At 65.3% G+C, this 20112-nt stretch carries 14 protein-coding genes and 1 tRNA gene; 8 read left to right on the forward strand and 7 right to left on the reverse strand.

Going from position 1 to position 20112, the window contains the following annotated elements; all coding sequences use genetic code 11:
* Positions 1-24: 24 nt before the first annotated feature.
* Entirely contained in the window at positions 25-684 is a 660-nt protein-coding gene (locus tag ACVW17_RS13365; protein ID WP_456752323.1) for a hypothetical protein, read from the reverse strand.
* Positions 685-744: 60 nt separating this feature from the next.
* Positions 745-2544 carry an adenylate/guanylate cyclase domain-containing protein gene (locus tag ACVW17_RS13370; RefSeq protein WP_456752324.1) on the reverse strand — a complete coding sequence of 600 codons (1800 nt, stop codon included), beginning with the start codon at positions 2542-2544 and terminating at the stop codon, positions 745-747.
* A gap of 235 nt (positions 2545-2779) precedes the next feature.
* On the opposite strand from ACVW17_RS13370, the gene ACVW17_RS13375 reads away from it, so the two are divergent.
* The gene (locus tag ACVW17_RS13375; RefSeq protein WP_456752325.1) at positions 2780-3415 is read left to right on the forward strand and encodes a LysE family translocator; all 636 of its coding nucleotides are present in this window, start codon (positions 2780-2782) and stop codon (positions 3413-3415) included.
* Between the two features lie 56 nt (positions 3416-3471).
* Here the strand turns inward: ACVW17_RS13375 and ACVW17_RS13380 are convergent, their stop codons facing one another.
* Positions 3472-4224 carry a sulfite exporter TauE/SafE family protein gene (locus tag ACVW17_RS13380; protein ID WP_456752326.1) on the reverse strand — a complete coding sequence of 251 codons (753 nt, stop codon included), beginning with the start codon at positions 4222-4224 and terminating at the stop codon, positions 3472-3474.
* Between the two features lie 110 nt (positions 4225-4334).
* Here ACVW17_RS13380 and ACVW17_RS13385 point away from each other — a divergent pair, with 110 nt between their 5' ends.
* On the forward strand, positions 4335-5228 hold the full coding sequence (locus ACVW17_RS13385) for a LysR family transcriptional regulator (protein WP_456752327.1): 894 nt from the start codon (positions 4335-4337) through the stop codon (positions 5226-5228).
* Between the two features lie 5 nt (positions 5229-5233).
* Here the strand turns inward: ACVW17_RS13385 and ACVW17_RS13390 are convergent, their stop codons facing one another.
* The 3 genes from ACVW17_RS13390 to ACVW17_RS13400 all read right to left on the reverse strand — a co-directional run bounded on the left by ACVW17_RS13390 (position 5234) and on the right by ACVW17_RS13400 (position 8552).
* Positions 5234-5986: a hypothetical protein gene (locus ACVW17_RS13390; RefSeq protein WP_456752328.1), complete on the reverse strand. Its 753-nt coding sequence runs from the start codon at positions 5984-5986 to the stop codon at positions 5234-5236.
* Positions 5987-6189: 203 nt separating this feature from the next.
* Positions 6190-6969 carry a histidinol-phosphatase gene (gene hisN / locus ACVW17_RS13395; protein WP_456752329.1) on the reverse strand — a complete coding sequence of 260 codons (780 nt, stop codon included), beginning with the start codon at positions 6967-6969 and terminating at the stop codon, positions 6190-6192.
* 695 nt (positions 6970-7664) lie between these two features.
* Entirely contained in the window at positions 7665-8552 is an 888-nt protein-coding gene (locus ACVW17_RS13400) for an N-formylglutamate amidohydrolase (RefSeq protein ID WP_456752330.1), read from the reverse strand.
* Positions 8553-8858: 306 nt separating this feature from the next.
* On the opposite strand from ACVW17_RS13400, the gene cpdR reads away from it, so the two are divergent.
* Together cpdR and ACVW17_RS13410 are read left to right on the forward strand one after the other, a co-directional pair.
* Entirely contained in the window at positions 8859-9218 is a 360-nt protein-coding gene (gene cpdR / locus ACVW17_RS13405) for a cell cycle two-component system response regulator CpdR (RefSeq protein ID WP_016843340.1), read from the forward strand.
* Positions 9219-9295: 77 nt separating this feature from the next.
* Positions 9296-9370, forward strand: a tRNA-Val gene (locus ACVW17_RS13410).
* A 331-nt stretch (positions 9371-9701) separates the two neighbouring features.
* Here the strand turns inward: ACVW17_RS13410 and ACVW17_RS13415 are convergent.
* Positions 9702-10127 (reverse strand): hypothetical protein, encoded by a 426-nt coding sequence (locus tag ACVW17_RS13415; RefSeq protein ID WP_456752331.1) that lies wholly within the window; start codon positions 10125-10127, stop codon positions 9702-9704.
* 352 nt (positions 10128-10479) lie between these two features.
* Here ACVW17_RS13415 and ACVW17_RS13420 point away from each other — a divergent pair, with 352 nt between their 5' ends.
* The 4 genes from ACVW17_RS13420 to ACVW17_RS13435 all read left to right on the forward strand — a co-directional run bounded on the left by ACVW17_RS13420 (position 10480) and on the right by ACVW17_RS13435 (position 20067).
* Positions 10480-12204, forward strand: coding sequence for a peptidoglycan-binding protein (locus tag ACVW17_RS13420; protein WP_456797199.1), 1725 nt, complete (start codon positions 10480-10482; stop codon positions 12202-12204).
* A gap of 1456 nt (positions 12205-13660) precedes the next feature.
* Complete coding sequence (locus tag ACVW17_RS13425) at positions 13661-14548, forward strand: helix-turn-helix domain-containing protein (RefSeq protein WP_456752333.1); 888 nt, start codon at positions 13661-13663, stop codon at positions 14546-14548.
* A 339-nt stretch (positions 14549-14887) separates the two neighbouring features.
* Entirely contained in the window at positions 14888-19492 is a 4605-nt protein-coding gene (locus ACVW17_RS13430) for a beta strand repeat-containing protein (RefSeq protein ID WP_456752334.1), read from the forward strand.
* Positions 19489-20067, forward strand: coding sequence for an invasion associated locus B family protein (locus tag ACVW17_RS13435; RefSeq protein ID WP_456752335.1), 579 nt, complete (start codon positions 19489-19491; stop codon positions 20065-20067). Before ACVW17_RS13430 ends, ACVW17_RS13435 begins: the two co-directional genes overlap by 4 nt.
* The last annotated feature ends 45 nt before the right edge of the window (positions 20068-20112 follow it).

The raw sequence follows: 20112 nt of genomic DNA on the forward strand, positions 1-20112 counted from the left end.
ATTTGCTGGCGCGGCGTCTGCGGCTCAGCCGTTGAGCAGCGCGACGATCCGCTCGGGAAAGCGCTTCTCGACGAACAGGGTCCTGACCTCGGCGACGCTAAGATAGCGGTCCCTGCCTTCGCCCTTGCCCATGATGTCGAGCAGCACCGGCCACTCGCCGAGCATCAAGAGCGGATAGTAGCAGTGCAGCATGCCGTAGGACGGCGGATGCTCGTCCTTGGCACGCTGGAAGTTCGCCGCCATGAAGGTCTTGATCTCGGAGGCCGACAATCCGCGTTCGACACTGCCGTCGGGCGCCTTGTAGTCGCTGCCGAAGGTGGCGAGCCGCGCGATCTCGTCCTCATGCACCACGGCATGCTGGTCGAGGATGCGCGAGCCGGCGCCGTGCTTGTCGAGCGGGCCGTTGCGCAATTCGTCGAGGATGGCGCCCTGCAACAGGCTTCGCATCTGGCTGAACGGGCCGATGCCGTTGGCCATCTGCGCGACCATGAAGATCTTCGCGCCGGCGCTGAGCGCCGGAAGCCCGGTCTTGCCGGTGGCGCGGTCGATGGTTGCGGTCAGCTCCGGCAGCGGCACGAGATGGCCGCCGACATAGTTGCCGGCGACCAGCGCGCGCAGGAACGGGCAGGGATTGTCAGGGGAAACCTGCGGGGCGGGTGCCGCGCTTGCAGCCGGATCGGACATCAAACCACATCCTGAAAAGCTTCAGCTTAAAAAGCATCCATTACCGGTGAATGAACTCGCTCAGGAGTCGGCGGCGAGTTTCGATCCGGATGCAACCAGAACGAGTTTGCCGAAGGGGACGCCGGCTTTCAAGAGGCCGTCGCGATAAAGCGCGATATCGTCCGGGTTCTTCCAGTGGAAATTGCGCAGATGGCGTTTGACGGTCAGGTCGGGATAGTTGCCAAGCAGCGCCTCCGCAGCCTGGGCCGCCTCGTCCTTGCGTCCGAGCTGGGCGAGCGCTGCGGCGCGCACCGCAAGGCACTGCAGATGGTTCGGGTTGAGATAGAGCCCCTCGCGCGACCATGACAGCGATGCGTCATATTGCCCGAGCAGATAATGGCTGAATGCGTTCAGCGCCGCCCACTGGTAGCGCGGGTCGCTGTTGCCGCGCTGGACCGCCGTCGAGAACAGATCGACCGCCTTGCGGTGGTCGCCGATCACCATGTGGCAAATTCCGAGCACGCCGCGCGCACCCATATCGTAGGGGTTGAGCTCGATCGCCCGCTTGATGGCGTCCATCGCGGCTTCGTAGTGGCCCTGCATCGCGTGCAGATAGGCCAGCAGCGAAAACGCGAACGAGGAGCGCGGGTCGAGCCGCACGCTGCTCTCGGCCAGGCTGACCGACGAGGCCCATAATTCGCGCGTGCTCGGAATCCAGCCGAACTGGATGCTCTGGATCTGGATCAGCGCCAGATAGGCGCGCGCGATCGACAGTGCGGGATCGAGCTGGATTGCTTCCTTGAAAAGCGCGATCGCGGTTTCGCAATCGTCCTTGGTCTGGTGATAGTAGTGCGACAGACCCTTCAGGAAGCGATCCCAAGCCGTGATTTCGGCATTCGGCGAGCGCGCCGGTGCCGAGGCCTCGGCGCGGTAGATTTCCTGGGCAACAGCGGCAGAGAGATTGGCGGTGATCTCGTCCTGCATCGCGAACAGGTCGCCCATGTCGCGGTCGTAGCGGCCGGTCCACAACTGCTCGCCCTTCTCGGGCGCGATCAGTTCGGCGGAGACGCGGATCTTGTTGCCGGCGCGGCGCACCGAGCCCTGGATCAGATAGGTGGCGTCGATCTCACGCGCGATCAGGCGGGTCGAGACGTTCTTGCCCTTGTAGGCGAAGGTCGAATTGCGGCTCAGCACGCGGTAGAAGGATTGCAGCGACAGCGCGTGGATCAGATCCTCGGTCAGACCGTCCGAGAAATATTCGTCGGCACCGCCGCTGAGATTGTCGAACGGCAGCACGCCGACGATCGCGGTCCGGTATTGCCCCGGCAGATGCGGGCCGTCGTCCGGGGTCTTTTCCTGATGATCGGATCCGGCCGGCGCCCAGGTCCAGACATGGATCGGTTCGGCGATGTTCTTGAAGCGGTGCGGGCCGGCGTCCACCAGGGTGACGGCCAGCCGTCGCCCCGATTCGGTGCGGGCCTTGTCGGACACCGCGATCCCGCCGGGCTTTGCCACCGTCTCGAGACGGACGGCGATATTGACGTCGTCGCCGAACACCTCGTCCTCGTCGGCCATGACGTCGCCCATGTGGACGCCCATCCGGAAGTGCATGGCGCGGTCGGCCGGCAGGTGCTCGTTGCGCTCGGCCATCAGCGTCTGCATCGCGACGGCAGCCTCGATCGCGCCGATGATGCTCGGAAATTCCAGCAGGAAGCCGTCGCCAGTGTTTTTGACGATCCTGCCGCCATGGTTGAGGATAATCGGGTAGATCGCACTGCGATGCGCCTTGAACGAGGCATGCGTCCCCGCCTCGTCGGCACCCATCATGCGGGAATAGCCGGCGATGTCGGCGCAAAGAATGGCAGCGAGCCGTCTTTCCATGTCTCCTGTGCCCTGGAATGGCCACTTAGCCGAGGTGACCGAATCCGATACTTACAAGACAGGCCGGGTCCGGCGGAAGCTCGGTTTACGGGCAGCTATAATGCATAGTAGCAGGAATTGGCATGCGACCAACGGATCGTACCACCGTTTCTCTACGGAATTCGTGTGTCGCCGCGATGGCGCAAGCCGGCCGATCGCCCTTTCCGGACCCCTACTTAGATAGGTTAACGCAGGCATGCTGGGAATTCACGAACTCTGGCTCTTCGTCCTGTCCGGGCTGCTGCTCAACGTCACGCCGGGTCCGGATACCGCCTATATCATCGGGCGCACGATCCAGCTCGGATGGCGGGGCGGCGCGGCTGCCGCGATCGGCATCAGTTGCGGCTGCCTGGTCCACGTGTTCGGCGCGGCGATCGGGCTCTCCGCGCTGCTGATGGCGTCGTCGACCGCGTTCCTGGCGGTCAAGCTGATCGGGGCGGCCTATCTGGTGCTGACCGGCTTGCAGATGCTGCTGTCGCGCGCCAAGCCGATCGCTGAGATCACGGGGCAGGGCGGCGAGACCTCGATCTCGCGCGTGTTCTGGCAGGGGGCGCTGACCAACATCCTCAACCCCAAGGTTGCGCTGTTCTTCCTGGCGTTCCTGCCGCAATTCGTGGCGGCGGACTCCGCCCACAAGACGCTCGCCTTCCTGGTGCTCGGGCTGATCTTTATCACCGGCGGCACGGTGTGGTGCCTTGGTCTTGCGGCCTTTGCGGCGAGGGCCGCCGGCCGCATCCGGCAATCGGGCGGCGTGGTCGCCTGGATCAACCGCTCGCTCGGCGCGCTCTTCATCTATCTCGGCGTCCGCGTCGCCATGCTGGAGGCGCGCTAGCTATCACTTGTGCACGGCCTGCTCGGAAAACGGCTTCAGACGTTTCCGGATCACGCTTATCCGTGGATCTTGAGCAGCGCGCTGCCGGCGAGATAGAGGCCGAGCAGGATCATCGAAATCAGGAACCAGCGGCGGAACACATCAGGCTGCATCCGCGTGCGGACCGCCTGGCCGATGAACATGCCGATGAACGATGCCGCCATCGCGACCGCGCCCGGCAGCGCGGTGGCCGCCGTCAAGAGGCCCGAGGCCGTCAGGTTGAAGGCGAGTGCGAGCGTTGCGGTGGTGAAGAAGACGCCGAGCGCCTGCACCAGCTCGTCGCGCTCCATGCCGATCGCCTGCATGAACGGCATCGAGGGGATGACCTGCACGCCGGTCGCGGCCGAGATCAGTCCGGTGACGACGCCGACGATGCCGCCGATCCACTTCTCGTCGCGCCGCCTGACCTTGAAGTTGAACCTGCTCAAGCCAACGATCGCGTAGATCACCAGCAGCACGCCGAGCACCACGGTGCCGTAGGCCGCGTATGGCCCGGTCAACAGCCCGGCATTGATCCAGATTCCGACGACGGTGCCGAGCATCAGCGGCCACAGCCGCCTGAGGATGTCGCGCAAATAGGGGCCGACGAAGGTCTGCCAGATATTGGTGACGATCGCCGGCACGATCACGATCGCAATCGCCTGGCCCGGCGCCATGGTGGTTGCGAGCAGCCCCATCGCGACCGTCGGCAGGCCGAGGCCGAGCGTGCCCTTGACGAAGCCGGCCAGCAGGAAGGCGAAGGCAATGAAGATCAGGAGATGGTCGACCATGACGGCACATTGACCGATCGACGCGATCGGCACAATCTGGAGGTTACGGAGTTAGCCTTCGGACGGTCCGAAGGCGCGGGGCGGAAGAAGATAATGGGGCGGAACATGTCATGCGGTTCGACCTGATCGATTTGCAATTGTTCATCGCGGTGTCCGATGCGCGCAGTATCACCCAGGGCGCGGTGCGTGCCAACATGGCGCTGGCCTCGGCCAGCGAGCGGATCAAGGGCCTCGAGGAGGCGCTCGGCGTCGCACTGCTCAAGCGCGGCCGCCGCGGCGTCGAACTGACCGCTGCGGGCGAGAGCCTGCTCGGCCATGCCCGCATCGTGATCCACAATGTCGAGGCGTTGCAGAGCGACCTCGCCGCCTATGCCAGCGGCGTCCGCGCCAACGTGCTGCTGCTCGCCAATACCTCGGGTCTGTCGGAACATCTGCCGCGGGCGCTCGCGGCCTTCCTGCACGAGCATCCCGATATCAGTGTCGATGTCGAGGAGCGCGAGAGCACCGATATCGCGACCGCGATCGCGAGCGGCGCCGCCGATCTCGGTTTCGCCGCCGAACACGCGCTGCCCGACAGCGTCGAGCGCTTCCTGTTCAGCGAGGACCGCCTGATGCTGGTGGCGTCGCGGCGCAGCGATCTCGGCAGCCGTCGCCAGATCGACTTCCAGGAAGTGGTCGGCCGCGATTTCGTCGGCCTGACGGCAACGTCCGCGCTGCAGGTGCATATTTCCCGGCATGCGGCCAAGCTCGGCGCGCGGCTGCGTTTCCGCGCCCGCCTGCGCGGCTTCGACGCCATCTGCCAGATGGTCGCCGCCGATGTCGGCATCGCGGTGATCCCGGAAACCGCCGCGCGGCGCTGTGCGGCTGCGATGCCGATCACGACGATCAGGATCCGCGACGGCTGGGCCAACCGCCGGCTGACGATCTGCGCCCGCAGCTTCAAGGCGCTGCCGCGCGCCGCCAAGCAGCTCGTGGACTATCTGCGGGCCGAAGCGCAACGCTGAGAGTCTTACGAGGCTTCCTGCGCGATGCGGCGCTCGTCGCGGTTTTGCCGCACCGTGTTGGCCTTCAGGATCAGGCTGCCCGGATGCGGATCGCCGTAATGGAGCAGCATCGTCGCGCGAACCGCGTCGCTGGCGACCGGGAAATTGGCATGATAGGTCCGGTAGCCCCAGAACAGATAGAGGTTGCCGGGCTTCAGATATTTGATGTTCGGCAGGTCGCCCTCCGCCAGGGCGCGCGTGACGCGGTTGCGGTACCAGTTGCTCTGTGTGATCGCCTTTTCGACGATGTTGAGGAAGGTGAACCGGCGATAGCCACGCCGGTTCGGAAACACGATCAGCTCGCCGGCGCGCCGCTTCGGCCCGTCCGGGATCAGGATTGGTGCCAGCGCCGTGATGACATGCTTGTCGTAGTGGTAGAGCAACGATCGCTCGTCGCCGGTGCGACCGGCGACGACGCGCAGGCCGGTATAGATCTCCTCGTCCAGCTTCGCCCTCGGGCAGCCGATTTGCGCGAGCCTCGTGAGGAGCCGGCGCATCTGTGGATCGCCGGTCAATTCCTGTGGCGGCGTGCCTTCGTTGCGCGACAGCCAGTTCAGCGCGAAATAGCGCTTGCCCTTTTGCTCGACCAGGCCGTGGACGTAGCCCTGCGCCCGCTCGATCCAGGCCGGATCGATCGCATTCTCGATGCAGACGAAGCCCTTCTGGTCAAGCTCCGCGGCGAGCGCCGCGGGATCCAGCCGATCGGTCAGCAGCGGCATCATGAACTCCAAACGGACGTGCTACGGCCACCTCCCGGCCGCGAGAGCGAAGCTAGGCTGCATTCCTGACACATCGGTTAAATCGACATGCACGATTCGCGGGAAAGTTGTGTGTGGCTGTCCAAAACCGCTGCGGGCGAGATCATGCCGCACCAGTTCTCGATGACGAGGTCGGGCATGCCAATAGCTCGGCAACTCGAGAATCAGGCGTTCAGCAGCTTCATCGCGGCCTCGTGCACGCGGGGGTCGCCGGCGGCGATGATGCGGCCGCCGCCTTGCGCCGGCTTGCCGTCCCAGGTGGTGACGATGCCGCCGGCACCGGTGACGATCGGGATCAGTCCGGCGATGTCGTACGGCTTCAGCTCGGTCTCGACTACGAGGTCGAGATGGCCGGCTGCGAGCATGCAATAGGAGTAGCAGTCGCCGCCGTAGCGAGACAGGCGGACCGCATTCTCGATCCGGCCGAAGCGGGTGCGGTCCTCCGGATTCATCAGAAGGGGACTCGTGGTGAAGGCGGTCGCCTCCTTCAGCGAGGCGCAGCGCCGCACCGCAAGTCGTCGTTCGCCCGACGGCCCGGAGTAATTCGCCGAGCCGTTGTCGCCCGAGAAGCGCTCGCCGATATAGGGCTGATGCATCATGCCGAATACCGGCGTACCTTTGTGCAGCAGGGCGATCAGCGTGCCCCAGATCGGAAAGCCGGCGATGAAGGATTTGGTGCCGTCGATCGGATCGAGCACCCAGACATAGTCGGCATCCTCTCGCTCATTGCCGAATTCCTCGCCGACGATGCCGTGCTGGGGGAAGTTCGCCTTGATCAGCCGCCGCATCACCGCTTCCGCGGCGCGATCGGCCTCGGTGACCGGATCGAAATCGTTCGAGCTCTTGTTGTCGACCGAGAGCGAGGTGCGGAAGAACGGCAGGATGGTTTCGCCCGATGCCGTCGCGAGGCGGCCGATGAAGGCGGTAAAGTCGATGACCGTCACGGCATGTCCCTGAAATGCGCAAACGAGGCGATAGAAGTTCGAATCCTGCTCTTGCCTAGAGCCTTTTCCGTTCCGATGGAATCGGAACGGGGCTCTGGATTCTTGTTTTGACGCGCTTTCTTTACGCGAACCGGTAGCCACTTCGCTCGAAAACGCTCTAGCTCAATCCAATGCGGCGCGCACGATTAACGGAGTGTTATCCCAGCCTGATGACCTGGTTTCTGACTTGGTTCTGGCTTGGCTTCGCGCTTTCGATTTGGCTTCGGATTCGAAAGTCTGGCCGGCCTCAGGACGGATCACGAAGTTGCGAGTTCTGGTATACAAGCTATGCGCCGAACGCTGGCCGCCCGGGCGTTCCCCTGTAAGATATTGATCCTACATGCGGAAAGCCGCTCCCGCTGACCTGTTGCAGATCTGCCAGAGCTTCCAACATTTCCCAGGAAATGTTTCGAAAGTTCTTGCGTTTTGTGCAGCGCGGTCGCATATTGTTGCGGTGCGGTAGCGCCTCGCGCTATCGCTGCCCTCCTTGGGCGTTTCCTCCCTAGACTTGGGCCGCTTGTTCATTCAAGCGGCCCTTTTTTCTTCGGCCAACGTTTTCGCAAGTGAATTGGGAATCCAATTCGGCGCTTATCGCATCGCCATTCTGAATTCGCAGTTCATGACTTCATCGGCACAGCGGCTCGACGAACGATCCTTCACTCCGCCGCCGCCTGGAACGGGCCGAGATCTCCGAACGGGATTTTCGCGAGCGCGTCCGCCAGCGTTGCAAAATCGTCCGCCACCTGGGCGAAGCGCGGTCCGCGTTCGCGGCGGCGCTCATCCATATAGACCGCGCGGTTGAGCTCGATCTGCACGGTGTGCAGGCCACTCGCCGGGTTGCCGTAATGCTCGGTGATGAAGCCGCCGGCATAGGGCTTGTTGCGGCCGATCGAATGACCGAGCGAACCCATGACCTCCTCGACCAGATCGGGCAGCAGCGGCGCACAGCTCGTGCCGTAGCGGTCGCCGATCACGACGTCGGGCCGGCGCGGCTCGTCGCGCGAGACGCCGACCGACGGCATCGAGTGGCAGTCGACCAGGATCACGGCGCCGAACGCCTGGTGCGCCTTGTTGATCAGCCGGCGCAATGCGCGGTGATAGGGCTTGTAGAGCAGCTCGATCCGCCGCAGCGCCTCGTCGACCTCGAGCCGCTCGCGATAGATCTCCTGGCCGTCGCCGACCACCCGCGGGATGGTGCCCAGCCCGCCGGCCACCCGCATCGAGCGCGTGTTGGCAAAGCTCGGAAGCCGCCCGGTGAACATCCGCGGGTCGAGCTCGTAGGGCTCGCGGTTCACGTCGACATAGGAGCGCGGGAAGTTGACCCGGACGATCGGAAAGCCGCGATCGCTCAAGCCCGCGATCAGCTCGTCCATGAAACTGTCTTCGGAGCGGCGCAGCGACGTCACGTCGATTCGCGACGCCTCCAGGAACTCGGCCGGATAGACCGAGCCTGAATGCGGAGAATTGAAGATGATCGGCGCGCGCCAGGCCTGCGGCTCAACGATCTCGAACGGGGGCGACAACTCGCCAGCAAATTCGCTCATTCCCTTGGCGCCGTCCCTTGCGTCCGCCTCGCCCCGCAAGAATTGATTCTGCCGGAAAAGCGGAGATTTATGGGCGGGCATTGTCGGTAATCGCGATCATTCTGCCAAGTGAAAAGAGTGCGGTATCCGCTGGAACGCGTCTGAAAGGCAGCAAATGCCGCAAGCCGGTTGATTCCATGGGTGGTTCGGTCCACAAATAGTCGTTGGCCCGACGCTTCAGGCTTGACGCAAATTTCACCCGAAATTTACCGTCTGTCGGGCTTACTGTTCGGACTGATCCTCCAGCCGGATTCGACGATTCCTGCCATGCCGAAAATTCTCCTCGCCGAAGACGATACCGATATGCGCCGCTTCCTGGTCAAGGCGCTTGAAAATGCGGGTTTCAAGGTCTCGCCGCACGACAACGGCATGTCGGCCTACCAGCGGCTGCGCGAGGAGCCGTTTGAAATGCTGCTCACCGACATCGTGATGCCAGAGATGGACGGCATCGAGCTTGCCCGCCGTGCTTCGGAACTCGATCCCGACATCAAGATCATGTTCATCACCGGCTTCGCCGCCGTGGCCCTCAATTCCGATTCGGAGGCGCCGAAAAACGCCAAGGTGCTGGCCAAGCCCGTGCACCTCAGGGAATTGGTTAGCGAAGTGAATAAGTTGCTGGCGGCCTGATTCGCCAAAAAACCTTCACTTTGCGTCCTTGCCTGCCCCGCCGCCGTCCGTTATAGGGACCCGATCCAAATGGCTTTGGGTGCGTAGCTCAGCGGGAGAGCACTACCTTGACATGGTAGGGGTCACAGGTTCGATCCCTGTCGCACCCACCATCCTTCGCTCGCGCAGCGAGAGAAGGATGCCACGCCGAAGCCCGACGGGCGAAGGCGGGCCTTTTGGCCGCGAGCTTCGGCTCGGCAAGCCACGCTTCATATCATCTATGGACGGGCTTCGCGTGGCGCAGCCACGCCGGAGACCTTCTGTGCGAAGCGTGTCCGGCGTAGCTTGAACGCAGTGAAGGCGAAGACGGACTGTCGCGCCGAAGCCACCAGGCGAAGGCGGGCCTCTGGCTGCGAGCATCGGCTCGGCACGCCATACTTCGGAATGAAGCGGCAGGGCTCGGCTTCCGATCATCACACGACCGCGCGCTCGGCCTGACCGATCTCACCAATGATGCCAGCGATGATGCCAACGCGGGTAGCCGCCGCGATAGTAGGCGTATGAGGCGTATGCCGGCCGCACCACGTGACGATAGCGGTAGCCGTAATAGGCCGGCCCGTAGCCGCTATAATATGTCGTGGTGTATCCGCCGCCCCAACGATACGGCGCGTAGCCGTAGTCGTCGTAATCATAGGCGTATGCGTCGTAACCGGGCGCATAGTAGGCCGGTGCGTAGCCATAACCGTAGCCATAGCCCGGGTAGCCGTAGCCATAGGCGGATGAGGCGAGGCCGCCGACCACGGCGCCGGCGATCAATCCGCCTGCGAGCGCCGGACCGAACCCGCCGCGCGCTTCGGCGGGTGCGGGCGCTGCAATCGCGCTCACTCCGAGTGCACCGGCTGTCGCAAGAACAAGGGCTGTCTTCCTCATCAGATCCTCCTCGATAGTGATTGCCCAGCCGGTCAACGGAGTGGAGCGGCGTTGGTTGCTGCCGGCAGCGCGCCTGCAGAAAGGTTCCTCAAGCGGAATCGGACACCGGCCAGCCGGCTCAGAAGGGATCCTGTCGCAGTTCCCCCGGCGCGAAATGTCGCGCCGCGGATGGTCGAGGAACGGCGAGGGCGGCGACGTTGTTTTCCTGCAAGGCAGTTCACCGATGAATCGCGCGCGCGGTGCCGCAGATTTCGTTGGCTTCGCGGGGCAGCGGCCGTGGCGGAGTGAGCGCCAGACATTGGCAGCAGCTTTCGCGAACTGAACAGCCGCCAAATCTCAGGAGGAATCAGCAATGCACAGCAAGATCATCAAGAGCAAGTTTCTGCTGACGACAGCCGTGCTGTTGGCTGGCGTCGGTCTCGCATCGGCGCAGGGCCTGCGCGAGGGCGGCGGTGGCGGAGGCAACATCGGTGGCGGCGGCAGCGTCGGCGCCGGCGGTAGCGAGCGCGCACCGTCTGCAGGTCCGTCGGGCGGGCGTTCCGGCGGTGCAATGCATGAAGGTCCCGGGGCGTCGCGAAGCGAGGGCATGACCGTCGGCCGAGGGCAGGGCGCGAGCCCAAAGGAGCCAGGGGAAAGCGGCCGTGCTGAAAGTCGGATGGGCCGCGGCGCAGCCGAGCGCGGCGAGAGCATGCGCGGCGAGACCACCGGGCAGGCCCGCGACAGCGGCCGCGTCGAGCAGCGAGGCGATCGGCAGAGCCAGCGCAATCAGGGCCGCCAGGAGCAGACCATCGGGCAAAGCCGAAGCCAGCGCGAGCAGGTCGGCCGATCGGAATCCCGTGAAAGCGGCAGCGCCACCACGCGGCAAAGCCAGCAGCAGCAGGACCGGGCCAACGCCGCCAATCGCAATCAGGGCACCACGACCGGTCAGCGCAGAGGTGCGAGCACGACAACCGGCCAGAGCACGACCACGAGCCCGAACACGCGAGCCGGCCAGACGACCGGTGCGGCCACCCAGCAACCGGGCACCACGCAGGGCCAGGTCAACTCCGGCGCCAAATCCGGACAGACCACTGGGCAGGCCAACACAACGGCCCAGACCCAGTCGAACGCCGCGGTCCAGACCGAGGCCGGGCGCACCGTGACCGCCGAGCAGCAGAGCACGATCCAGCGCTCGGTGCTCTCTGCGCGCAATGCGCCACGCATCAATGTCAACGCGATCAATTTCGCGGTCAATCCGGGCGTGGCGGTGCCGCGGAGGTTCAACGCAATTTCGGTCGCCGCCTTCCCGGCGCTGATCGATGCATTCCCGTACTATCGCGACGACAGCTTCTTCATCGTCGAGGACGAGGTCGTATTTCTCGATCGCGATCGTCGGGTCGTCGACGTGGTCCCGGTCGGACCGCGGACGCGCTTCAGCCATCGCGGCCGCAGTGGCGGCAGCGTTGCGATGATGGACCTGAGCCCGCAACAGATCCGTGAGGTGCAGCAAGTGCTGATCGACCGCGGCCTGTTGGTTGGTGAGGCCGACGGCGTGCTCGGCTCGCGGACCCGCGAGGCGCTGATCACGTTCCAGCGCCGAGAAGGCCTAACGACGAGCGGCAGCGTCGACACCCGCACGGTGGCCGCACTGGGCCTGTCCGACAGGATCGGCGAGGCCGCGGGGCGGGGATCGTCAACAGTCGGTCAGAGCCGCACCCAGCAAAACACGACGGGACAGACGACCGGCCAGACCAACGACGTGCCGCAAAACCAGTCGACCGACCAGACCGGCACGCAGCAGCCTGCCCAGCAAAACACGACAGGGCAGACCACGGGTCAGGCGAACGCGCCACAGAACCAGTCGACGTCTGGCCAGGCCGGAAACCAGCCGTCGGCTCAGCAGCAGGCCCCGCAGCAGAATACGACGGGACAGGCCGCGCCGCAGAACCAGTCCACCGTCGGGCAGGGCAGCGGCGGCAACCAGCCGAGCACCGGCCAGACCTCGTCGTCCAATCAGCCGAACCAAAACAACGCTCCACCGTCGTCAGGCTCAAGCACGAGCCCACAGACGCCGGCGCAGGGTTCCGATCGGAAGTAGGCTCTATCCATCCGATCGGCAGCGCTTCGAAAACCTCCCACTTCTCCTTCCCCCGCAAGGGGGAAGGTCGGGATGGGTGGCCGCGGACTGCACAGTCGGCGGAGAGAGCAGGTCCCCGCCCGCTCGCTCTGACGAGTGAGGCGGCCCTCCCCTTTTAAGGCAGGGCTATGGCATCTGGCCTGCCTCGGCAGGGGCGCATCAAAACCTGCAAAACAACCCCATGCAAAGGAGCCGTCGGCGTGCCGGCATTCGATATGTCGACTTGACACGTCGGGCAAATCAGCGGCATTATTCTATTATCCAGAAAACGTGCAGTGCGCCTAACGCCGTCCGATGGGACGGAGCCGTAGACATGTGCGATCGCCCCGCGTTGCGGAGAGGGCGGGGCGAGGGGCGCGCCTCGGGCGAGATGATCGAGACGAGCATCGCTTTCTCGACGCCGATCGTGTGCTGCGCGAAGTATTGAGAGAGTTCGCCGTGTGGCACCCTCTCCCCAACCCTCCCCCGCATCCGCCTTCGCCAAGAGGCTCCGGCGGACAAGAGGGGGGAGGGAGCGCATCCGCCGGTGGCTTCCTCACGCTGCTCGTGTCAACGATCGCGAGGCGCCGGCACAGCCGCGCGATGGGACAGTGCTATCTGGCGCGCAACACTCCCGGCAAAAATTCAGTGAACCAAAAAATTCGATGAGCCGTTGTGACTTCCGCCACCTCGACACTCATATGTAAATGCCGCAAGCAGCGACAGTGTGTACGGCCGCATGCCACAGGGTTTGCAGTCACGCCGCATGCGGTGGATTGGCGCAGGAATAGGCAGACGTCCCCATGCCTGGTCGCGGCGATCGTCGCAGAGGTCTCGATATGTCATGTACCGTGCTTACCTCCGCTTCCTGCCGTTATATCCGCTGTCCCACAGCGCCGAGATCGCTAACATTTTCTGAAGTCTCTTGGACGATGCGTTGCGCGATCGCATCGCATGAAGGCAATCGTGCAATTCTTCGCGGCGCGCGTTGCCGCTCCTCTGGCTATCGCGCAAAGTGTTCTCTAGATCAGTCGGGTCGGATACGGCCATGACGCCACGATGATGAAAAAAGCATGTGTGAGCACGACCGCCTCAGCAACCTGCATCAGCCCTATCGGGAGCGGCCGGCGTAAGCAGGCTGATCTTCGCTTTCCCGGATGCCGCTTCTTTATCTCCCGAATTCGCCGGCCTTTCGGTGCAGGCGACGCAACCTTTGGAATGCCCCTCCGTTGAGCCGATGTCTGTCGTCTGCGAAAACGGGGAACGGAAGTACATGCGACAAGACGACGACACGCCGCCACGCGCATCGCAACTCCTCGAACATGTTCCAATGCCGCGCGAGCCGCGGAACATCAGGGACATAGCTGCGGCACCGCCGCGGCTGTTCTCGACACGCCCTTATCCGCCATCGGAGCAGTTCGAGGTCTGGAAGACGCGCATGGCCTCGCTGGTCGAGGTCGCGCCACCCGAAGGCTATAGCCCCGCGCAAGGGTTCCTGGTGGAGTACCTGACCTGCAACATGGCCGAAATCGTCTTCACGTCGGGACGATTCGCCGCGCAATCGTTCGCGCGTGTCATCAAACCGTCGCAGGGCGCGCCGGTCGATATCTGGTGGCTCTACCGGGTACGCTCCGGTGAAGCGCGCTTCGCGAGCGCCGGGCGACGAATTCACGCCGGGCCGGATGCCATGTTCCTGATTTCGCTCGATGATGATTTCAGCGGCAGCATCACGGACTATGAGGGCCTGGTGCTGGGCTTGCCGCGCAGGTCGTTCGCCGAGGTGGCCGATCAGTTCGACGAGCTCTGCAATATTCTTCTCGAAGGCAACCTGACCGCGCTGCTTGCCGACTATCTCGACAGGCTGGAGACGCGCATCATGCTGATGTCGCCGGACGAGTTGCGGCAGGCGGGGCGGGCGACCGCACAGATGATCGCCGCCTGCGTCCAGCTGTCCTCGGATCGGCTCGAGTCTTCGCACGGCGCGATCGAGTCGGTGCTGTTCGAGCGTGCGCGACTCTATATAGAGACGCATCTCGGCGAGTTTGACCTCACGCCGGATCGCATCGCGCAGCAATTGCGCATTTCGCGCTCCGCCCTCTACCGTGCATTCGAGAGCGTCGGCGGCGTCGCCGGCTACATCCTGCGCAAGCGGCTGCGCGCCGCTCATGCCGAACTCGTCGCGTTCAACGACAGGCAGGTGCAGGAGATCGCCTATCGCAACGGCTTCAAGCTGGCGTCGGATTTCACGCGCGCGTTTCGCCGCGAGTTCGGCGTCAGCCCGCGCGAAATGCGCGAACGCACGCGCCGTCGATCAACTGCCGGTTGAAGGCGCGATAAAATACCTCACGGTGCATCGGCCAATCATTCAACTTGTGAGACGATCTGCGCGTTATTTGGACGGCCTGCTGAGTGACGTTGCCAAATATGTGTCTATCATTTTCGGTTATGACGACTCGGGGCACATTGATGGGGCAGTCGAGCGAGCGCGGGGTGGCAAGATGCGCTCGTTGAGTTCGACACATCGTTGGCCAGGACTGGAAGCCGAGCGCGTGTCGCGCGATCGTCTTCATCTCTCCGCGTGCGCGGCCATGGGGCCCGCGCGTCGGCACGGTCCATGGCGCGTCGCCTCCGGCGTCTGGACCAGATGTCGCGAAAGGGGCGCACCATGGCTGTCGCACGCAACTCAACCACATCTCTGAAGACGCAGCGCCGCAGCGGCTTCGTCCATTGCTGGATCGCGTCGGGCGATGCGGACAGCCGTTCGCTGCGGCGCCGGTTGCTGGCGGTGTTGCGGCAGGCACACCGAATCCTTGGCGTGAAGCGCGCTCGGCTGGGACTTGGCCCGCTCGGAGCCGGTGGGGCGGTCGGCGCGATGTTTGTTGTCGTGGGGCTCATGAGCCCGCAGGCGGCGTTCGCGCAGGTCGCCATCGGCAACGGGGTCTTGAGCAATCCCGCGAACTGCACCAACCCCACTGCTGCAACCGCGGGCAGCACTGCGCTGGGTTGCGGCGCCCACGCCGCCGGATCCAGTTCAACCGCCATCGGCACCAGCACCACCGCGAATGGCCAGAACTCCCTGGCGATCGGCGATGCCAACACCGCAACCGGCGATGGCTCGATCATCGTGGGCTATGCCAACTCGGTGAACGGCCTCAATGCGATCGGCATGGGTGTGTTTGCCAACGCGACCGGTACCAATGCCCTTGCCGTAGGCGGAAACGCGCACGCCACCGGCGACGGATCGAGCGCCTTCGGCGTCAACACCACTGCAAACGGGGCGAGTGCCGTCGCCATCGGCTCATCGGCCAACGCCTCGGGCGGTGCCTCGATCGCCATTGGATTGTCTTCTGCCGCCTCGTCTCCAAATGGTTCGGGCACGGCCATCGGGGTCGGCTCCAAGGCCAACGCCGGAACCGGCGGTGGGTCGCCGATCGCGATCGGTGTGAATGCCAATGCCAGCGGGACCGCACCGAGCGGCTTCACCTTTGAGGCCGTCGCGCTCGGTACCGGCTCCACCGCGACGGGGGCATGGTCGACCGGCGTCGGTTCGAGCGCTTCTGCGACCGGCACCGGCGCCAGCGCCCTCGGCACCTCCGCCACGGCAGCGGGTAATCAGGCCACTGCGCTCGGAAACGGCGCGGCGGCCTCCGGCCAAGGCGCGAACGCGTTGGGCTACACCGCGAATGCGTCGGGCGTAAACGCGATTGCCATCGGCTCTTCCGCCGCGGGATCGGGAACGAGCGCATTTGCCGGAGGCAATCTCGCCACCGCATCCGGGAATTTCGCCGTTGCTTTGGGTAACCAGGCGCAGGCGCTGGCCGCGGGGGGCGCGGTTTCGATCGGATCGGGTGCAATCGTCGGCGGCACGGCGACGGGCGGCATCGCGGTCGGCAATAATGCGAGCTCCACCGGTGTGTCTGCTGCCGCTGTCGGCGTTGGGGCGTCCGCATCAGGCGGAAATGCCTCCGCCCTCGGCACCCAGGCCCAAGCGACGGGCACTTATGCAACTGCAATTGGCTCCGGCGGGACCACGGTGGCGACGCGGGTGATCGCCTCAGGCGTCGGATCGATCGCGCTCGGCGGCAATTCGACCGCCGGCGCCAATGCTTCCGGGAATAACGCCATCGCCATCGGCGGGCAGGCAGCTGCCAGCGCCGTCAGCGCGATTGCGCTCGGCACCAATGCCGCGGCCAGTTCCGCCAATGCTGTCGCCGTGGGCACCAATGCGGCGGCCGCCGGCGGTCAGGCCGTCTCGATCGGTGCGAACAACACTGCCTTTGGCAACGGTGCCGTGGCGATCGGCGATCCCAGCTATGCCAGCGGCACCGGCGCCTTCACCGGCGGCGCCAACAACATCGCCAACAGCGACGGCACGGCCACCGCCACCGCCGCCAACCAGGCCAACGGCGCGGTTGCGATCGGCAACAACAACAAGGCGATCGGGCAGGGCTCGGTCGCGCTTGGCAATGGCTCGACCGCAGGCGCCGCCGGCTTAGTGGGCAACGTCGCACTGGGCAACGGCGCCACGGCGGCGGCAAGCTCCGGCGATGTCGCGCTCGGCTCCGGCAGCGTCACCGCGACCGCTGTCAACACGCCGAGCACGGTGATCAACGGCACCACCTACAGCTTCGCGGGCACGACAGCGGTCTCGACCGTCAGCGTTGGCGCTGTTGGTGCCGAGCGCACCATCACCAATGTCGCGGCGGGGCGGCTCAGCAACTCCTCGACCGACGCGATCAACGGCTCGCAGCTGTTCGCCACCAACCAGGCGGTCGACAGCCTCGCCACCACAGTCAACAACATCAGCACCAGCGGAATCAAGTATTTCCACGCCAATTCGACGCTGGCCGATTCCTCCGCGGTCGGAACCGACTCGGTTGCGGTCGGTCCGCTGGCGAGCGCGACCGGCACGAATGCGATCGCCGTCGGCAACTCCTCGTCCACCGGGGCCGACAATGCCGTCGCCGTCGGCTTCGCCTCGAGTGCGTCGGCGCTCGACTCCGTGGCTTTGGGCTACATCGCCAAGGCGACGGGGCAATACAGCACCGCGGTCGGACCCAATGCGCAGGCCTCGGCCACATCAAGCACCGCGATCGGCCAGAATGCGGCGGCATCCGACGTTCAGGCGACCTCTCTCGGTGTCAATTCGAGTGCCGGTGCCGCCAATGCACTCGCGCTCGGCGCCAATGCCAGCGCGACGAACGCAAACGCGGTCGCGCTCGGCTCCGGCAGCCAGACCAGCGCGGCGGTTCAAACCGCCAGCATTGTCATCGGCGGCAACACCTACGGCTTCGCCGGCACCACCCCGACCTCGACGGTCAGCGTCGGCTCGGTCGGCAACGAGCGTACCATCACCAACGTCGCGGCGGGACGGATCAGCAACGGCTCGACCGACGCGATCAACGGCTCGCAGCTGTTTGCCGCCACCTCGGCAATCGACAGCCTCTCGACCATCGTCAATAACGGCCTGACGCATTACTATAGCTACAACGACGGCGGTACCCAGCAGGCCAACTACAACAACAACGGCGCGACCGGCGCGAACTCGATGGCGGCCGGCGTTGCCGCGTCGGCAACCGCGGCGAATTCCACCGCGCTGGGCTTCAACACCCAGGCGACGGTCGCCGACGGCGTCGCGCTCGGCTCGGGCTCGATCTCCAACCGCGCGCTGGCGCCGGCATCGGGCACCATCGGCGGCACCATCATCCCCTACAACACCACCGATCTCACGCTGCTCGGCGCGGTGTCGGTCGGCAATGCGACGAGCTACCGGCAGATCACCAATGTCGCCGACGGCACCGAATCGAGCGACGCCGTCACCGTGCGGCAGCTGACCGGCGCGCTGCAATCGTTTGCGACCACGACGACGAAATACTTCCACGCCAACTCGACGCTCGCGGATTCGCTTGCGGTCGGCAACAACTCGGTCGCGGTTGGACCACAGACCGTGGTCAACGGCGACAACGGCATCGGCATGGGCAATGGCGCGACCGTGGCGCAGACCGCGCCCGGCGGCATCGCGATCGGCCAGAATTCGGTCTCCAACTTTGCCGATTCGATCGCGTTCGGCACCAGCGCGGCGGCCAACGGCATCCAGTCGGTGTCGATCGGCGCGGGATCCCAGACCACCAACCCGACCAGCGTCGCGCTCGGCCCGAACGCCAAGGCGACCGCGCAAGCCGGCGACGTCGCGCTCGGTGCCAATTCGACCACCTCGACGGTGGTCGCGACCAAGAGCACCACGATTGCCGGGACCACCTACGACTTCGCCGGTACCGCGCCGACCTCGACCGTCAGCGTCGGCAGCGCCGGTGCGGAGCGTACCATCACCAACGTGGCCGCGGGCCAGATCAGCTCGACCTCGACCGATGCGATCAACGGCTCGCAGCTCTGGGCCACCAACACCTCGCTCGCCGCGCTCTACACCACGGTCAACAACATCTCGACGGGCGGTGGCGGCGTGAAATACTTCCACGCCAATTCGACCGCCGCGGATTCGATCGCGACCGGATCGGAGAGCGTCGCGATCGGACCGCAATCGGTCGCAAGCGGCGCCAATGCGATCTCGATGGGCAACGGCTCCGCCGCGTCGGCCGATAATTCGGTGGCGATCGGCGCCGGCGCCAAGGCGACGGCGGCCAACTCGCTGGCGCTCGGCGCCAATTCCACCACCACGGCCAATCTGAGCGATGCGGCCTATACGCCCGTGGTCGGCAAGAGCGTGGCGGGGGTCGCGACCGGCGAGGTGTCGGTCGGCTCGTCCGGGGCCGAGCGCCGCGTCACCAATGTCGCCGCCGGCTCGGCCGCGACCGACGCGGTCAACGTCAGCCAGCTGCAGGCGGTTGCGTCGAGCTCGATCCGCTACGACACCGACGCCTCCGGCAACACCACCAACAAGGTGACGTTGAACAGCGGCAATGGCGGGCCGGTGACCATCAGCAACGTCGCGGCGGGCGTCGCCGGCACCGATGCGGTCAACGTCAACCAGCTCAACAGCGCGTTCCAGCAGCTCAACGGCCAGATCGGCGAAGTGCGGCAGGACGCCTGGCGTGCCGCCGCGATCGGCATGGCCGCCGCATCGCTGCGCTATGACGACCGGCCCGGCAAGATCAGCGCATCGGCCGGCGGCGGCGTCTGGCGCAGCCAGGGCGCGCTCGCCTTCGGCATCGGCTACACAAGCGAGAACAGCCGGCTGCGCAGCAACCTGGCGGCGACCACCGCCGGCAGCGACTGGGGCGTCAGTGCCGGCGTGAGCCTGACGCTCAATTGACGCTGACGGCGACGAGGCGGCCGGCGTGTCTGGCCTGGTTGGTCTGGCTCGCGGCGGCGACGAGCGCGGGTGCGCAGCCCGCGCCGCCGCCTGCCTATTCCGTGAAACCGTCTGATGTCGTGGTGCCGGAAGGCGAGACGCTCGGCGAGTTCAGGCGGATGATCCAGCCGTTCAAGAACTGGACCCTGATCTGCGACGAGAGCCTCAGATCGAAGCGCCGGGTCTGCAACGTCACGCAGTCGATCGTCAACGCGCAGGGCGCGCTTGCCTTCAACTGGTCGTTGGTCGCGACCGCCGACGGCAAGCCGCTGATGGCGATGCGGATTCCCGCGGCCGCCGGCGTCGGCGCGCAGATCGAGCTCGCGATGGGCGACAGTCCGGATCGCATCGTCGCGCAGACCGATCGCTGCGACACCAATTTCTGCTTCGCCACGATCGCGATCGGCAACGTGCTGCGGCGGCATATCCGCGCGGCGACGCCGTGCCTGGTGTCCTATCAGCTCCCGCAGACCGGGCCGGTCATGCTGGAGGCGCCGCTCGACGGACTGTCCGGCGTGCTGGCGAAATTGAAATGAAGCGAGGTCGGAGATGCGGATGTGGAATTCCGGGATCCGGCTCGA

Source organism: Bradyrhizobium sp. USDA 4473 (assembly GCF_054063335.1).

Coding starts and splice junctions, on each gene's coding strand:
- ACVW17_RS13365 (WP_456752323.1), bottom strand. CDS start 684: ATGTCCGATCCGGCTGCAAGCGCGGCACCCGCCCCGCAGGTTTCCCCT.
- ACVW17_RS13425 (WP_456752333.1), top strand. CDS start 13,661: ATGGCCTCGCTGGTCGAGGTCGCGCCACCCGAAGGCTATAGCCCCGCG.
- ACVW17_RS13420 (WP_456797199.1), top strand. CDS start 10,480: ATGCACAGCAAGATCATCAAGAGCAAGTTTCTGCTGACGACAGCCGTG.
- ACVW17_RS13390 (WP_456752328.1), bottom strand. CDS start 5,986: ATGCCGCTGCTGACCGATCGGCTGGATCCCGCGGCGCTCGCCGCGGAG.
- ACVW17_RS13385 (WP_456752327.1), top strand. CDS start 4,335: ATGCGGTTCGACCTGATCGATTTGCAATTGTTCATCGCGGTGTCCGAT.
- cpdR (WP_016843340.1), top strand. CDS start 8,859: ATGCCGAAAATTCTCCTCGCCGAAGACGATACCGATATGCGCCGCTTC.
- ACVW17_RS13370 (WP_456752324.1), bottom strand. CDS start 2,544: ATGGAAAGACGGCTCGCTGCCATTCTTTGCGCCGACATCGCCGGCTAT.
- ACVW17_RS13430 (WP_456752334.1), top strand. CDS start 14,888: ATGGCTGTCGCACGCAACTCAACCACATCTCTGAAGACGCAGCGCCGC.
- ACVW17_RS13415 (WP_456752331.1), bottom strand. CDS start 10,127: ATGAGGAAGACAGCCCTTGTTCTTGCGACAGCCGGTGCACTCGGAGTG.
- ACVW17_RS13380 (WP_456752326.1), bottom strand. CDS start 4,224: ATGGTCGACCATCTCCTGATCTTCATTGCCTTCGCCTTCCTGCTGGCC.
- ACVW17_RS13400 (WP_456752330.1), bottom strand. CDS start 8,552: ATGAGCGAATTTGCTGGCGAGTTGTCGCCCCCGTTCGAGATCGTTGAG.
- ACVW17_RS13375 (WP_456752325.1), top strand. CDS start 2,780: ATGCTGGGAATTCACGAACTCTGGCTCTTCGTCCTGTCCGGGCTGCTG.